The 16129-nt window shown below is 63.5% G+C and carries 14 protein-coding genes; 5 read left to right on the top strand and 9 right to left on the bottom strand.

Annotated elements, in window-relative coordinates; genetic code table 11:
• From IEX64_RS13980 to IEX64_RS13995, 4 genes are all read right to left on the bottom strand, one after another.
• The coding region (locus IEX64_RS13980; RefSeq protein ID WP_188820391.1) for a hypothetical protein at positions 1-316 on the bottom strand (316 nt) is incomplete at its 3' end.
• Positions 317-586: 270 nt separating this feature from the next.
• On the bottom strand, positions 587-961 hold the full coding sequence (locus IEX64_RS13985; RefSeq protein WP_188820393.1) for a hypothetical protein: 375 nt from the start codon (positions 959-961) through the stop codon (positions 587-589).
• A gap of 131 nt (positions 962-1092) precedes the next feature.
• On the bottom strand, positions 1093-1308 hold the full coding sequence (locus tag IEX64_RS24765) for an integrase core domain-containing protein (protein ID WP_188820700.1): 216 nt from the start codon (positions 1306-1308) through the stop codon (positions 1093-1095).
• Positions 1309-1428: 120 nt separating this feature from the next.
• Entirely contained in the window at positions 1429-2655 is a 1227-nt protein-coding gene (locus tag IEX64_RS13995; RefSeq protein WP_188820395.1) for a site-specific integrase, read from the bottom strand.
• Between the two features lie 486 nt (positions 2656-3141).
• On the opposite strand from IEX64_RS13995, the gene IEX64_RS14000 reads away from it, so the two are divergent.
• The 4 genes from IEX64_RS14000 to IEX64_RS14015 all read left to right on the top strand — a co-directional run bounded on the left by IEX64_RS14000 (position 3142) and on the right by IEX64_RS14015 (position 9366).
• Positions 3142-5523, top strand: a complete 2382-nt coding sequence (locus tag IEX64_RS14000; protein WP_188820397.1) for a TonB-dependent receptor — start codon at positions 3142-3144, stop codon at positions 5521-5523.
• Between the two features lie 149 nt (positions 5524-5672).
• Entirely contained in the window at positions 5673-7403 is a 1731-nt protein-coding gene (locus IEX64_RS14005) for an alkaline phosphatase D family protein (protein WP_188820399.1), read from the top strand.
• Positions 7404-7510: 107 nt separating this feature from the next.
• Positions 7511-8353, top strand: coding sequence for a YncE family protein (locus IEX64_RS14010; protein WP_229710355.1), 843 nt, complete (start codon positions 7511-7513; stop codon positions 8351-8353).
• Entirely contained in the window at positions 8350-9366 is a 1017-nt protein-coding gene (locus tag IEX64_RS14015; RefSeq protein WP_188820401.1) for an endonuclease/exonuclease/phosphatase family protein, read from the top strand. The genes IEX64_RS14010 and IEX64_RS14015 overlap by 4 nt, the downstream gene beginning before the upstream one ends.
• A gap of 125 nt (positions 9367-9491) precedes the next feature.
• Here IEX64_RS14015 and IEX64_RS14020 read toward each other — a convergent pair whose 3' ends face one another.
• On the bottom strand, positions 9492-9809 hold the full coding sequence (locus IEX64_RS14020) for a hypothetical protein (protein ID WP_188820403.1): 318 nt from the start codon (positions 9807-9809) through the stop codon (positions 9492-9494).
• Positions 9810-9841: 32 nt separating this feature from the next.
• Positions 9842-11749, bottom strand: a complete 1908-nt coding sequence (locus IEX64_RS14025) for a ribonucleoside-diphosphate reductase subunit alpha (protein WP_229710396.1) — start codon at positions 11747-11749, stop codon at positions 9842-9844.
• Between the two features lie 556 nt (positions 11750-12305).
• Between IEX64_RS14025 and IEX64_RS24860 the strand changes: the two genes are divergently transcribed.
• Complete coding sequence (locus IEX64_RS24860; RefSeq protein ID WP_308422610.1) at positions 12306-12827, top strand: GlsB/YeaQ/YmgE family stress response membrane protein; 522 nt, start codon at positions 12306-12308, stop codon at positions 12825-12827.
• Between the two features lie 16 nt (positions 12828-12843).
• Here the strand turns inward: IEX64_RS24860 and IEX64_RS14035 are convergent, their stop codons facing one another.
• From IEX64_RS14035 to nadB, 3 genes are all read right to left on the bottom strand, one after another.
• Positions 12844-13611, bottom strand: coding sequence for an SDR family NAD(P)-dependent oxidoreductase (locus tag IEX64_RS14035; protein WP_188820407.1), 768 nt, complete (start codon positions 13609-13611; stop codon positions 12844-12846).
• On the bottom strand, positions 13608-14348 hold the full coding sequence (locus tag IEX64_RS14040) for an SDR family NAD(P)-dependent oxidoreductase (protein ID WP_188820409.1): 741 nt from the start codon (positions 14346-14348) through the stop codon (positions 13608-13610). The genes IEX64_RS14035 and IEX64_RS14040 overlap by 4 nt, the downstream gene beginning before the upstream one ends.
• Positions 14349-14438: 90 nt before the next feature.
• Positions 14439-16037 carry an L-aspartate oxidase gene (gene nadB, locus IEX64_RS14045; protein ID WP_188820411.1) on the bottom strand — a complete coding sequence of 533 codons (1599 nt, stop codon included), beginning with the start codon at positions 16035-16037 and terminating at the stop codon, positions 14439-14441.
• Positions 16038-16129: the final 92 nt, after the last annotated feature.

The following is a 16129-nucleotide window of genomic DNA, read 5'->3' on the forward strand; positions in this document are numbered from 1 at the left end:
CATGGCGCATCATGTCCATCGGCTTGCGCCAGTGGGCGCATGGGTCGTGATCAGAGAGTCTTGGTATCACTGCCTTTGCACGCGATGGCGACCCGGCAACCTCGGTCGCGTGTTCGGCAATATCCAGGAATGCCTCCGAAAACCGGCTATGTTCGCGGGAAAGACCATCCAGTTCCCCAAGACCTTGCCCCTTCTCCAGTCCTAAAACGACCAGCAGCGCGCAGACGATTGCAAATAATAGGTAAAACAGGACACCGATGACAGCTCGGCGAACCAAGCCATTGAGCCATCCCCAAATTAGCTCTGCAGCGTCCACGAATCCCCCTTGAGAGAAGAGACTATGTGATAGTCAATAAAGGACAACGAAAAAAACTTCGAGTCCAGAAGGAAACCTTCATTTCGGATTGAATTATTGAAGAACAAAATGTGTCGGCTGACCGAATGGGCCAATTTGTATCGATCGATCGGCCTTGAAGCCTATGCGCCGACAAAACGGCTGGACAACTTCCTCGGTCAAAAGCGCGATGATGGTCGCGCAAAAGCCGCCGGCGACCACCGACCACCGACCACCGGAACGCCATCTCACTCAGGACAATTCCGACTGCTTGATCCGATCGTCCATGGCACGCACCGCAGCGTCGAAACGGACGTCCTCGCCGATGGCTGTGGCAAGGTTTGTTTCCCAACCTTCGCTCTGGGCCTGCCATGCGATGATGGCGCGCTGTGAGCGCTTCCGATTTAGATGAAAATACTGATTAATGATCTTGGCAGGCACGGCATGGCGGATGCTCTTTTCGTCGGCCGGCAAGAGGGTTGTATAGGCGCAAAACGCTTCCGACATGCCCATGAGATCCCCTTCACGAGCGAGGTCTGACAGCAAGGCGAGCAAGGCGCCACTACGCACGGCATAGTCAGGCGATCCGGTATCGCGGATTGCGCTGGCAATTCGATCAGCAAGCATGTGCAATCACCATAGGCATTTCACGCTCTTCCCAATTCGCGGCTATCGGCCCTAGATTGGATCGTCTGTGTTTCATGATTGATGCATGTCCTTTGTCCAAGTTGGTGACGTGCGCCCCTGATTGTTACCAGTCAGAGGTAGAGTCCGGCTCCTTCATGATGGTTGGTTGAGTGGATGACAACCTGTCCGGGGGCATGCCCCCGGACAGGTTCGCCGGCTTTCTCGGCGGGTGTTCTCCCGCCCAGTTTCGAGTGGGGCCTGACGTGGTTATAGTCGTGCCGCCGACCGGCGATTTCTGCTCTCGTTCGAAGCGGGCGATCCGGACTGGGATCGCTTTGCGCTCGCAGGCCTTGCCGATCTACCCGCGCCGCAGTTCAAGCTGCTCAACATCCGGAATTCAGGCAGGATCAGCCAGGCGCCCTGCTGCCCTGCTGGCGGCACTGGAGGGGTATTGACCGCGCTTTGGTTCAGGCTGAACAACTCTCTGCGATAGACCTGGACACTTCGTTGGCGGCGAGCTTGACCGCATTGTCGATGTGAACATAGCGCTGCGTGACGCCATGCGATGCATGGCCGAGTAAGGCGCAAATCGTCAGTTCCGAAAACCCCAGTTCGGCCGCCATGCTTGCGAAAGTGTGACGCAGAGCATGGGGTGTGATCCCTGTGATACCGGCTGTAGCGCAAATGCGCTTCAGGACGCGTGGCAGGCCAACGAAATGGCCATCGGAAAAATCGCCGGGAAAAACATGGTCGTTCTTCTCGCGCTTCGGCTGTGAGCGGATGAGATCGAGGGCGACCGCCCCCAGCGCGCGTACCTGAGGTCCGGTCTTCGCATCCGGGAAGCGGACGCAGCTTCTACGCTCATCGACCCAGTCTCGTTTGAGACCAAGCGCCTCCATCCTTCGAAAGCCCGTGAGCAGGATGAGCCGAATTGCCGCCACGGCCACCGGACTTTCGGCTTCGTGATCGGCCATCGCCTTTCCAAAGCGCTTGAGTTCTTCAGCCGAAAGGCGGCGCTCACGCTTTACATCCACCGCGATCTTGCGGATGCCACGCGCCGGATTGGTCTCGATGACGTTCCAGCGCACCGCTTGTTCAAAAATCGTGTGCAGCATGCCGATGGTCCGGCCGGCTACGCCCGCGCCGCCGCGGGTAACGCCGCCACGTCCGTTGCGGTCCTTTGCCGTTCGCCCTTCTTTGATGTCGGCCTGGAACCGTTCCAGTTCCCCGATCGACAAGTTCTGGACTGGCCGGTTGCCGATCAGAGGCTTGACATGTTGTTCGATGCGGCTGCGGTCGAGCGCCAGAGTTGATGAGGCGACCGGCTTGCGCCTGCGTCCCAGCAGCCGTCCGGCTTCGGCTTCCTTCAGATACCAGTCGCACAGGTCGCTGACGGTCATTCCGGAGCGATTCTGATGGCGCTTCTCTGCCGGGTCATCTCCCGCAGCAACCGCGCCCAGCTTGACCCTTGCAAGGTCTCGCGCCTGCTCGACCGTGATCACACCATGGCGTCCAAGATTGATCCGGCGCTTGGTGCCCTCGCGATTACGATATTGCACCACGAAGGTCTTGAGCCCCGAGGGCAGGACGCGCACGCCAAAGCCCTTGATGTCGCTGTCCCAGAGCACGACCTGCTTCTCCGCCGGAGGTGCAAACAGCTCGACGGTACGCATTGTCAGTTTGGCGGTTGGCATGTACGACACCCTACTTGGAGACAAAATCGAACACTCGATCTTGTCTCCATATTATCTCCAGCCGAATTCCAAGTCCGGCGCTGAGAAAGCTAGGCTATCGTAGACAGAAAGCAACGAAATTAAGGGTTTTCGCACTTACCCGCGCAATGAGAAAGTCTAGCGTAGGCTGCACAGCCAATTGCCAAGGTTGGGGTCGAGGGTTCGAATCCCTTCGCCCGCTCCAGTTTCTCTCGCACATTCTGACAGATCAACGCTTTCTCAGCGCGGAGCTTCTGCTGCGCCTGGGGCCGCGTTTGCTGCGCTGTGCCGGGTATTGCCGGGATGTTTCAATACCTTTGCACAAGCATTCTCGGCTTTGTCGCCCAGTCGACACATGGATGTCGTTGTTCTGACCGCAAACTGCCGCAGAACTGACCGCAGGAAGTCAGAAAACACCGCCAGATGCCCCCCATCGAATCAAAACTCGTAAACAAGGGGGTCGAATCCATGTCATTCCAGAAAGTCCGCAACGCCTGCGTGCTCGGCACGTGCCTGGCCGCAATTGCCGTCGCTTCACCGGCGATGGCCGACGAAGCTGCCGACGGTGCAGGTGCACCGATGGAAGGCGGCGCGATCGTCGTCACCGGCACGCGCGCGACGTACAACAACTCGGCGCTGAGCGAGGAACTGATCGCGGATCAGCCGCCGATCGCCTCGGCGCTCGATCTCGTCGACACGCTGCCCGGCGTGCAGGTTCAGGAAGGCGATGCTTTCGGTTTCGACGACTGGTCGACCGCCGTTTCGATTCGCGGTTTCCAGACCAACCTCGACCAGCAGCAGGTCGGCATCACCATCGACGGTATGCCCAACGGCGGGTCTAACTACGGTGGCGGTTCGAAGGCCAACCGCTTCATCGACACCATGAACATTCGCACGGTCGAAGTGTCGCAGGGCACGGCCGACATCGGTTCGCTCTCCAACGAGGCGCTGGGTGGCACGCTGAACTTCGTGACCTCCGATCCGCTCGACGACATGCGCGTGCGCCTGTCCGGGTCGGTCGGCGATTTCGAGGCCAGCCGCTACTACGCCCGCTTCGACACCGGTCTGTTCCTCAACGACACCGCCAAGGCCTGGTTCTCCTATTCGCATCAGGAAGCGACCGACTGGATCGGCGGTTCGGCGCAGAACCATCGCGACAACTTCGCGGCAAAGTTCATCATCGACACCCCGGTGAAATTCACCGGCTACGTCAGCTACGACGATGCCCACGAGGACAACTACGACCAGGTCTACTCGGCGGCGCAGTACGAGTACTATCCGAAGACCGATGGCCTGACCACGGACTGGACCGGCGTTCCCTATCAGGATCAGGCCTATCGCCGCGCCTGGTCGACGCTGCGCAAGAACTTCTTCGCCTACCTCAAGGCAGATACTACGATCGGCAATGTACTCGATCTGCATGCATCGGCTTACTACCACGACATGGCTGGCCGCGGTGACTGGGTTCCGCAGTACGTCGTCGACGTGATTGCCGATGGGGCCGGCAACCCCGAAAGCGAACTGACGGGCAACAGCACGGTCGATGGCGGTTCGCCGCTCGGCACGATCTATTTCGTCGACGCCAACGGCGTGGCGATGACGCCGATCGAAGGTTGCGAGGGCAACCTGACCTATCCCTACGGCGGCACCACCAACCCGGCTTACGCCCCGGCCTGCTACGCGCCCGGCGCCATCGGTGCCCAGTCCTACCGTCACACGCACTATCGCAAGGATCGCAAGGGCGGCACGCTCGATGCGGCCTGGAATGCGGATCTGGGCGGTCTGGAAAACACCCTGCGCGGCGGTATCTGGTACGAGGACACCAACCGCGAGGAATGGCGCAACTGGCACAACGTGATCGACACCACCGTCGGCCCCGAATACGCCTCGCTGCCCTACTGGACGCAGTATAGCCGCAAATACCCGCAGGACACTTTCAAGTGGTTCGTCCAGGACACCGTAAAGGCTGGCCCGGTCACCGCGCACGTGGGTGCCAAGCAGTTCATCAACCACATCGAACGCGTCGATCTCTTCGGCGAGACCGACAACGTCCGCATCAAGTCGAAGTCGGACATCCTGCTTTCGGGCGGTATCCAGGTCGAGCCGATGTACGGCCTCAACCTGTTCGCCGGCTATGCCGAGAACTTCAAGTCGCTGACCGACTCGGTGCTGGAGTATAACAACGCCGACTTTACCTCGATCGATCCCGAAACCGCCGAAAACTGGGAAGCGGGCATCCGCTACCAGAACGGCTGGTTCAACGGCTCGGCCACCTGGTTCAAGGCGAAGTTCTCCAACCAGGTGATCTTCGTGCCGAACAGCACCTCGGCCGGCAACGACTACCTGGGTGAGGGTGACGGCAAGTTCTTCAACGCCGGCGGCATCGACTCGGAAGGCTTCGAACTGCTTGCCAACTTCCGTCCGGCGCGCGGTCTCAACCTCTACGGTGCCTACACCTATATCGATGCCACCTATCGCGGCACCGGCAACGCCGACCTCGATGCCGAGCAGGGCGTGACCCCGGGCAACCGCGTGGCCGGCATCGCCAAGCACATGTGGGTGCTGTCCGGCTCGTACAACTACGGTCCGGTCACTCTGGGCGTGACAGGCAAGTACACCGGCGACCGTTTCGTCAACGCCGACAACAGCTGGACGGCGGCAAACTACTTCCTCACCGACCTCAATATCAGCGTGAAGGGCGAAGCGCTCAGCGACTCGCTCAAGGCGCTGGATTTCGCCCTCACCGTCAACAACCTGACCGACGAGAACTATCTCGGCGGCATCTCCGGCGGTTACGCATGGATCGGCGCCCCGCGCACGATGGTCTTCACTGCCACAGCCGATTTCTGATCGGAAAACCACAGGCACTCATGGGGGAGTGTTGGAGCGGGCCGGTGTCCAAAGCCGGCCCGTGTTCCGTTTTTACCGAAAACCGCAATACGGGCGTGACATGGGTCGCGCCCGACAAGAACAGGTCCGAGCACGAGGAGCGCTGAGAAATGACCCGCACACTCCGTCAACCCGAAGTTTCCCGCCGCGCCCTGCTGGCCGGCATGGCCGGCAGCGCGGCCTTTCTGGCCATGCCGGCGTCCGTCCTGGCGCAGGCCATCGCTCCCAATCCGATGTTCCGGCACGGTGTCGCCAGCGGCGATCCCGATGCGACCAGCGTCGTGCTGTGGACCCGTCTGACCGCCGCCGCCGTCAAGGGTACCTGGGAACTGAGCACCACGCCGGACTTTGCCGAAGTAACCAAGACCGGCCCGTTCTCTACCGATGCCGACCGCGACCACACCGTGAAGGTCCTCGCCGAAGGTCTCGAGCCCGGCGGCATCTATTACTACCGTTTCCGCGTCGGGGAAGCGCTGTCGGTGCTGGGCCGCGCCCGCACCCTGCCGGAAGGACAGCTCGACCGCCTCGGCATCGCGCTGATGAGCTGTTCGAACTACGCCTTCGGTTTCTTCAACGCCTACGACGCGATTGCCCGTGACGCCGATGTCGACTTCGTGCTGCATACCGGCGACTACATCTACGAATATGGCGGCAAGGATGGCTGGGGCGCCGATGTGGCCCGCAAGATCGGGCGCGTACACGACCCGCTGCACGACATCGTCTCGCTGACCGACTACCGCACGCGTCACGCGCAGTACAAGACTGACCTCGGCGCGCAGGCCATGCACGCGAACCACACGCTGCTCGCCTGCTGGGACGACCACGAGAGTGCGAACAATCCCTGGGTCGGCGGCGCGCAGAACCACGATCCGGCCACGCAGGGCGACTGGGCGACCCGCCGCGCTGCCTCGATCCGCGCCTATTTCGAATGGATGCCGGTGCGCGAGCCCGAATGGCTCAAGGTCAAGGGCCGCACGCGCAAACAGTTCTGGCGCGGCTACAGCTTTGGCGATCTGGCCACCTTGCACACGATCGAAACGCGCCACACCGCGCGCGCCAGGCAGATCGACTACATGGACTATGCCGATACCATCACCGATGCGGCATCGGCGGAGCGCTTTAAGAAGGAGGTGCTCGGCGCACCGAACCGCCCCATCCTTTCGGCCGAGTGCGAAGCGGACCTTTCCGCTGCGCTTACCCATTCGGTGGAGCAGGGCCAGCCCTGGCGCATCATCGGCTGCCCGATGGTGATCGGCCGCGTCGACGTGCCCGATGTGGTCAAGCTCGGCCTCGTCCCCGATCCCTCCGAGAAGCTGGCCCAGGCCAGGACGAAAGAAGAGCTGGCCAAGCTCGTCTACGATCCCGCCGTCGCCTTCGCGTGGAAGGGCAAGTACAACCTGCCCGACTACACCGATGCCTGGGGCGGCTATCCGTGGGCGCGTGAGCGGCTCTACGATCTCTCGCGCAAGGCGGGCGCGGGCGATCTCGTATTCCTCTCGGGCGACAGCCACAGTTTCTGGATCAACGATCTGGCCGACGACGAAGGCCGTCCGGCTGGCATCGAGTTCGGCACGGCGGGCATCTCCTCGCCGGGCGACTTCATCTCCAGCGGCTTCGGCGAGGCGACCTCGCGTGCGCTCGACAAGGCCTATGCCGAGCACATTCCCGAGGTGACATGGACCGACAACATGCACCAGGGTTACGTACGCATCGAATTCGAACGCGAGCGCGGCATGGCGACCTTCGTGGGCGTCGATACGGTGCTGACGCCGAGCTATCGCACCATGGTGCTGCGCCGCGCGCCGTTTGAACGGCAGGGCAAGCAAGTCGCTCTCACCTGATCTTCGGTCGTATGACAGCGCCGTCACCGAATTGACCAAGCGCTGTCACGGCCTGCGGATAGGGCGCCCCCGAGTATCGCGCAGACCAGCATCGCGAAGGGGGCGACATGGTATCGAAGCGTTTGGGACTGCCGCGTTTGGGCGCGGCGGTCCTTTCCATGGCGGGGGTTGGCATCGCCCTGCTCGCCGCGGTTCCGGGGGCGGCGGCGGACGATGCGCCGGCTGAGGTGATCCACCGGATTGCTGCCCCGGAGGCGCGGCAGGGCGTGGCTTCCGATGGCAAGCATGTCTTCGCCATCGATAACAACGTGATCGCCAAGTACCGGATTGCGGACGGCAAGCGGCTTGCGGAGTGGCGCGGCGATCCGGCGCAGTTTCCGCACATCAACAGCTGCACGATTGCGGGCCGCGAACTGGTCTGTGCCGCGTCCAACTATCCGGCGGTGCCGCAGCTCAGCACCATCGAGGTGTTCGATCCCGCAACGCTGGAGCACATCCGCTCGGTCAGTCTCGGGATGGCGCCGGGGTCGCTCACCGTGGTCGACCGGCACGACGGGCACTGGTGGGCGGCTTTCGCCAACTACGATGCCAAGGGTGGCGAGCCGACCCGCGATCACCGCTACACGCTCTTTGCCCGGCTTGATGAAGACTTCCGTATCGATCGCGGCTGGGCCTTTCCGGAAAGCGTGCTCGAACGGTTCAAGCCGCGCAGCGCCTCGGGGGCGAGCTGGGGGCCGGGCGGGCATCTCTATGTCAGCGGCCACGATCTGTCCGAGGTCTATGTGCTCGATCTGCCCGAGTCCGGTTCCGTGCTGCGGCACGAGGCGACGATCCCGGTCGAAACGCACGGGCAGGCGATCGATTTCGATCCGCGTGACCCGGCTCTGCTGTGGTCGATAGATCGGGCTTCGCGGACGGTGGTCGCCAGCCGGATCGGTGAGGCGCCGTGAAGCTGCGATACCTGACGGGCTCTATCGTGCTTCTCGCCGGCGGATCGCTGGCCGACCCGCTGCCCGCGCCCGATCTGGCGCCGGCAGCTCAGGATACGGCAATGCCGGACAGCGCCTGCGCGCCGGACGATCTTTCGGTCCTGACCTATAATGTCGCCGGCCTGCCCTGGCCGCTCGCCAAGAAGGGCCCGGTAGCCCTGCGCGCCATCGGCGAGCGACTGGCACGGATGCGGGCCGAAGGCTGCGCGCCGCGCGTGGTGGTGCTGCAGGAAGCCTTTTCGGCGGAGGCCAAGGCCATCGGCGCGCGCGCCGGTTATGCCTATTCGGTCGAGGGCCCTTACTTGCGGACCGGGGGCGTGCCGCCGGGGATGGACCGGAGCTGGATGCTGGGGGAGACGGCCGGTACGCCGGTCGACAGCGGTCTTGTCGTGCTGTCCGATCTCCCGGTACTCGACGTACAGCGCGCCGCCTTTCCCGAGGGGGCCTGCGCCGGGTACGATTGCCTGGCGGCCAAGGGTGTGGTGCTGGTGACGTTGCAACTGGCTTCCGGACGCGCGGTCATGGTGGCGACGACGCACTTCAACAGCCGCGGAGCTTCGAAGGCCCCGGTGGAACGTACGCTAGCGGCCTATCGGCGGCAGGCGGACTTTCTTGCCCGCTTCATCGCCGCGCACCGCGCGCCCGGCATGCCGCTGGTGATCGCGGGGGATTTCAACCGGGGGCAGCGTCCGGGCCGGATGGCCCTTCTGGATGCCGCGATGGCGCGTCTGGCCGGCGGGCCTTTGCTCGACAGTCTGCGCATCTGCATGAATGACGATCCGGGTGCCTACGACCGGTCGCTGGATGCTCTGACGATCGCCCGCCGGGCACGCGACCTGCAATTCGCGATCGACGGCGAGGGCGCCGGGCTGCAGCCGGTCGGGATCGATATCCCCTTCGGAACAGAGCCCGATGGCACGATGCTCTCCGACCACATCGGCTATACCGTGCGCTATCGCTACACGGCGAGTTGAGGCCAACGCAAAATTGAAGCTAGTCCCGTTCGTGTCGAGCGTAGTCGAGACACGTCAGCGCTACACCAGCGTGTCTCGACTACGCTCGACACGAACGGGAACTGTAATGATCCTTTGGGCCGTTCCTACTGGTCGATGATCGGCCCGCGCGTCTCGACGATGCGCTCGCGGTAGACCACGCGCTTGCCGCGATTGGCGCCCACGCCCAGGAACATGATGCCGATGAAATAGCCGAAGTCGTACCAGCCACCGTTGTTGGGCACGGCATAGATCGACACGTCGGTGAACAGCGATACAAACCAGGCGAACGGGAAGATGAACCCGTGCCACATGCCCAGCAGGAAACCCGGCGCTTCGGGCTCGACGGCGGATGCAACCTGCCGCGCGCAGCCTGCCAGCACGAAGAGTGCGATGAGAGGCAGGAGGCGCGCGGCTTTGTTCATTCTAAAGATCGATCCCGCTTACTGGCAGGCCCTTACTGACAGGCCAGACACTCGTCGTAGTCGGTCGTCTCGCCGATCTCGAACTTGGGCGCCTCGGAGGTGTTGTCCGCCTCCACGCCGCCCGCGCCCGCGAAACCCGCCCGCTGCACGCTCTTCGAGCGCAGGTAGTAGAGCGACTTGATGCCCTTCTCCCAGGCCTGGAAGTGCAGCATCATCAGGTCCCACTTGTCGACGTCGGCGGGGATGAACAGGTTCAGCGACTGCGCCTGGTCGATGTAGGGCGTACGGTCTGCCGCGAATTCGAGCAGCCAGCGCTGGTCGATCTCGAAGCTCGTCTTGTACACCGCCTTTTCCTCGGGCGAGAGGAAGTCGAGGTGCTGCACCGAGCCTCCGTGCTCGAGGATCGAGTTCCACACGTTGGTGGAATCCTTCGATTTCGCGGCCAGCAGCTTCTGCAGGTAGGGGTTCTTCACCACGAAGGAGCCCGAAAGCGTCTTGTGGGTGTAGATGTTGGCCGGGATCGGCTCGATGCAGGCGCTGGTGCCCCCGCAGATGATCGAAATCGACGCGGTCGGTGCAATCGCCATCTTGCACGAGAAGCGCTCCATCACGCCCTGGTCGGCCGCGTCGGGGCACGGGCCGCGCTCGTTCGCCAGCAGCATCGAGGCCTCGTTGGCCTTCATGTTGATGTACTGGAACATCTGCATGTTCAGCGCCTTGGCCATGGCGCTTTCGAAGGCGATGCCCTTCTTCTGCAGGTACGAGTGGAAGCCCATCACGCCCATGCCGACCGAGCGTTCGCGCATGGCCGAGTACTTGGCACGGGCCATCTCGTCCGGCGCGCGGTCGATGTAGTCCTGCAGCACGTTGTCGAGGAAACGCAGCACGTCCTCGATGAAGCGCTTCTCGCCCTTCCACTCTTCCCAGGTTTCCAGGTTGAGCGAGGAGAGGCAGCACACCGCCGTACGGTCGTTGCCGAGGTGGTCGCGGCCGGTCGGAAGCGTGATTTCCGAGCACAGGTTCGAGGTCGAGACCTTGAGGCCGAGATCGCGATGATGCTTGGGCATCATGCGGTTCACGGTGTCGTTGAAGACGATGTACGGCTCGCCGGTGGCAAGGCGGGTTTCAACCAGCTTCTGGAACAGCGAGCGGGCATCGACCTTGCTGCGAACCTCACCGGTCTTGGGCGACTTGAGTTCGAACTCCGCGCCGTCGCGCACGGCTTCCATGAATGCGTCGGTCAGCAGAACGCCATGGTGCAGGTTGAGCGCCTTGCGGTTGAAGTCGCCCGACGGCTTGCGGATCTCGAGGAACTCCTCGATTTCCGGGTGCGAAATGTCGAGGTAGCAGGCGGCTGAGCCACGGCGCAGCGAGCCCTGCGAGATCGCCAGTGTGAGGCTGTCCATCACGCGCACGAAAGGAATGATGCCGCTGGTCTTGCCGTTGAGGCCCACCGGCTCGCCGATGCCGCGCACCGAACCCCAGTAGGTGCCGATGCCGCCGCCGCGCGAGGCGAGCCAGACGTTCTCGTTCCAGGTCGCGACGATGCCTTCGAGGCTGTCGTCGACCGAGTTGAGGTAGCACGAGATCGGCAGACCGCGACCGGTGCCGCCGTTCGACAGGACGGGCGTGGCCGGCATGAACCACAGCTTCGAAATGTAGTCGTAGAGACGCTGCGCGTGCTCCTGATCGTCGGCATAGGCATCGGCCACGCGGGCGAAGATGTCCTGATACTTCTCGCCCGGCAGCAGGTAGCGGTCGTCCAGCGTTTCCTTGCCGAAATCGGTCAGCAGCGCGTCGCGGCTCTCATCGGTGACGATGGTGAAGCGGCGATCATGGATCTTCTTGGAATCCGAACGCTTTGCCGTCTTCTGGGCAGCCTTCTCTTCCACCTGCGGCGCATCCACCAGATCGGCGGTGGCAGTGTCGGTCTTTTCCATGACGATTGCCGGGCTCTCACCCGTCTCCTTGTTCTTCGTGGCGGCCTCGCGCGGAGTGGGCCCGGCGTCCACTACGGTCTGGCTGTCTTCGTTGTGGCTCACATCGTGACTGGCCACATGACCCTCGTTTCCGTTCCTGAAATCCACTCGTCGCCCCCATGCATCCGTAGCGTCATCGAACTGCCTTGCGGCATGTTCACAGTTCATCGCAGGGCTTTGGCGGCACCGACGCGATTCGGCGGGCGATAGAAATCCCGTCTTACCACAATCGGCACAAAAAGAGAACGACCCGAACCCTGCCTTGCCCTGGGCGCGGTCTGCTGCCGGGGCCTCCCCCCGCCCTTGAAAGGCCGCCATGCGATCGTTGCGATCCACGTGACTTTCCTAGGTATTGAGGCCCGGCGACCGACGCGCCACAACCCATAGTGCTCTTTCTGCAAACCGGTGCAAGAGGGTGAAGTCGCGGTTAACAGGTGGCGCCTGTCGCGACTGGACAGCTTTTGGCGATGCGCGACGCGTGGGAAGTCCTTCACCTCTCACCAATGCAAGAGTCTAAATGGCTCCCGACACCGAAAAATTTTTCCACATAAATCGCCGACGAGCCGAATCGCATTTGCGACGAACCGAGTCCGTCATGCCGATTGTCAAGGCGCTGATACGGGCAATTGTTGCCAGACGCGCCCATCGTTGCGGACCGGCAGGTGGCAGCGCGCGTCCGTCGAGCGATCTCGGCGGCTTGCCGATGACGGCGTGCAAAAATGCACGGGGCGTGCAACCGTCCTGTCGTTCAAAGCTTCTAGGCAACGCAAATATCGAGAGGGCACACACTTTCATGTTCAACATCATCGGCGCCATCATCAGCGGCCTGCTCATCGGCGTTTTTGCGCGCTTCTTCTATCCGGGCGCGGTGGAAATGGGCTGGGTCGCCACGATCCTGCTGGGCATCGGCGGCTCGCTGGTGGCCGGCCTCATCACCAGCCGCGGGCAGAGCGATTTCAGCCGGGCCGGCTGCCTCGCCTCGATTCTCGGCGGCATGGCGCTGATCTTCATCGGCCGCGCGCTGGGCATCGGCGGCTGATTCGCCAAACGGGCGGTTACTTCGCCCGCGCGAGAATATTGGCGGCGGTCGTGATCAGGCCGCCGTTGGCCGCAATCGTCAGCCCGGTCAGCCAGCGCGCCTCGTCCGACGCGAGGAAGCCGACCACATCGGCAATGTCCTCCGGTTCGCCCAGGCGGCGCTGCGCGGTCCAGGGCACGACCTGATCGGGCCATGACTGCCCGGCGATCATCTCCGTCCGGGTGCAGCCCGGTGCTACCGAATTGGAGGTGATCCCGCGCGGGCCCAGTTCCTGCGCCAGACTGCGCATGAAGGCTTCGCCGCCCGCCTTCGCGGCAGCGCCGATGGATACGCCCGGGGCCCCATGTGTGGCCATGCCCGAGGACAGGAAAATCACGCGTCCGGCCTCGCTCTGCGTGAGGCGGGCGAATTCCGATGCGGCCAGGATCGTCGAGCGCAGGTTGAGCGCCAGCACGGCGTCGATGGTTTCCACCGGCATATCGGCGGCCATTCCGCCCTTGCCGCCACCGGCATTGAGCACGAGTACGTCGAGCGCCCCGTGCACGGCAAAGGCATTGCGCACGACATCGAGCGCGGCATCGCCCTGTGCGAGGTCGCCCATCACCACATCGGCCGTGCCGCCCGTGGCGCGAATGGTTTCCGCGACCGCTTCGGCCCGATCGCGCTGGGCGCGGGCGTGGAGCACGACGCGGGCACCATCCGCGGCCAGTCGCCGCGCGATTGCCGCGCCGATCCCGCGTGAGGAGCCGGTGACGAGTGCGACGCGTCCGGCGAGCCGGCTCACAGCAGCGCTCCGCCATCGACGGGAAGGACCGCGCCGGTGATCCAGCCCGCCGCGTCGCTGCACAGGAAGGCGATGGGGCCCGCGATGTCTTCGGCCTGGGCGATCCGCTTGAGCGCCTGATCGCGGGTGGTCATCTCGAAGCCCTGCGGTGTCTCCGTCCATGCCGCGATCGGGCCGGTCGCCGTCGTGCCCGGGGCCACGGCGTTGACGCGAATCCAGCGCGCGCCGAATTCCTGCGCGGCGCGCCGCACCAGCGTCTCGATCCCGCCCTTCATGGCGGCATAGGCGGCAACCCCGCCGGTCACCCGCCGCGCGGTGAGCGAGGAGACGAAGACAACGCTCGCGCCCTCGACCAGCGTGTCCGAGAGCTTCTGCAGCAGGAAGAAAGGCGCGCGCAGGTTGATCGTGGCGATCCGGTCGAAAGTCTCCTCGGTGCAGGTGCCGATATCCGAAGGCGGCATGACCGCGGCATTGAGCACAAGCGCCTGCAGTCCGTCGGGGCACAGGGCCGCAACATCGCTGGCCAACTGCGCGGGCGTGTCCGGATCGGAAAGGTCGCCGCCGACGAGCGCCGCGCTCCCGCCGGCAGCCTCGATCCCGGCCATCACGGCTTCGGCCTTTTCGCGATTGCTGCCGTAGTGCACGATCACGCGGTAACCGTCCGCCGCCAAGGCCTGTGCCGCCGCCGCGCCGATCCCTTGCGATGAACCTGTAACGAATGCCGTTTTGCTGGCCATGGTGCCGTTCTCTCCCGCTTTTCGCGAAGAGTGCGGCAGGGACGGATGGCTGTCGAGCGCGAAGGGCTCAGTTACGCGGGAGCGATGCGGTCAGGGAACGAGGACGGTATCGACCGGGGCGGCGTCCGTCTCGGGATAGTCGAGCGTGTAGTGCAGGCCCCGGCTCTCGTGCCGCCGGAGCGCCGAGCGCACGATCAGTTCCGCCGTCTGCAGCAGGTTGCGCAGCTCGATCAGATCGGTCGAGACGCGGAAGTGGCGGTAGTATTCCTCGATTTCGGCATTGAGCAGTTCGATGCGGTGCATCGCGCGTTCGAGCCGCTTGGTGGTCCGCACGATACCGACGTAGTTCCACATGAAGCGGCGGATTTCTGTCCAGTTCTGCTTGATGACGACTTCCTCATCCGAATCCGTCACGCGGCTCGCATCCCAGGGCATGACCGGTGGAGGTGCATCGTACCGGTCCCAGTTGTCGAGGATGTGGGCAGCGGCGGCATCGCCGAAGACGAAGCATTCGAGCAGCGAGTTGGAAGCGAGGCGATTGGCCCCGTGCAACCCGCTTTCGGTGCATTCGCCGGCGGCGTAGAGCCCCGGCAGGTCGGTGCGGCCGTCGAGGTCGATCACCACGCCGCCGCAAGTATAGTGCTGTGCCGGGACGACCGGGATCGGTTCCCTGGTCATGTCGATGCCGAGCGAGAGCAGCTTCTCGTGGATGGTCGGGAAGTGCTCCGTGACGAATTCGGGCGGCTTGTGGCTGATGTCGAGGTGAACGTAGTCGAGACCGAAACGCTTGATCTGGTCGTCGATCGCCCGCGCCACGACATCGCGGGGCGCCAGTTCGGCTCGCTCGTCGTAGTCGGGCATGAAACGGTGCCCGGTATCCGGGTGCTTGAGATGGCCGCCTTCGCCGCGCACCGCCTCGGTAATGAGGAAGTTCTTGACGTCGAGATTGTAGAGGCAGGTCGGGTGAAACTGCATCATCTCCATGTTGGAGACGCGCGCGCCGGCACGCCAGGCCATTGAAATGCCGTCGCCCGTGGCGCCGCGCGGCGCTGTGCTGAAGCGGTAGACGCGGCCCGCGCCGCCGGTCGCCAGCACCGTGGCATGGGCCGTGTAGGCTTCCACGAGGCCGGTCTGCTCGTTGAGTGCATAGACGCCCCAGACGCGGCCGGAGGCGGTATATCGGACCTCGTGCCGACCGGTGATGAAATCGATGCACGAACGCCCGGGCAGCAGCGTGATGTTGGGATGGGCTTCGGCGGCTTGCAGCAGCGCCTGCTGAACCGCCCAGCCGGTGGCGTCATTGACGTGAACAATGCGGCGGTGGGAATGGCCGCCTTCGCGCGTGAGATGGAGTTCGTTGCCCTCCATGTTGAACGGTACGCCCAGATCGATCAGCCGCTTGATGGCATGCGGTGCACGTTCGATAACAAACTCGACTGTCTCGCGGCGGTTGAGGCCGGCGCCTGCGATCATGGTGTCGCTGATGTGTTCTGCGAAAGTGTCGCCTTCGTCGAGCACGGCGGCGATTCCGCCTTGGGCCCAGGCCGTCGATCCGCCTGTAAGCGTGCCCTTGGCAAGCACGACGACCTTGTGTCGTTCGGCGAGCGCGAGCGCTGCCGTGAGTCCGGCTGCTCCGGAGCCGATTACGAGGATATCGAAGGTCTTAGCGTCGTTCGCGTGCGTAGGCATCGCGCTTCATTGCCGATCAATGACGGTCCCTGCAAGATTTTGCGACGCGACCGATGTTTTGTTGCAGTGCCGCATAAACACCTATAATATGC

Source organism: Novosphingobium indicum, assembly GCF_014645195.1.
Taxonomy (GTDB): domain Bacteria; phylum Pseudomonadota; class Alphaproteobacteria; order Sphingomonadales; family Sphingomonadaceae; genus Novosphingobium; species Novosphingobium indicum.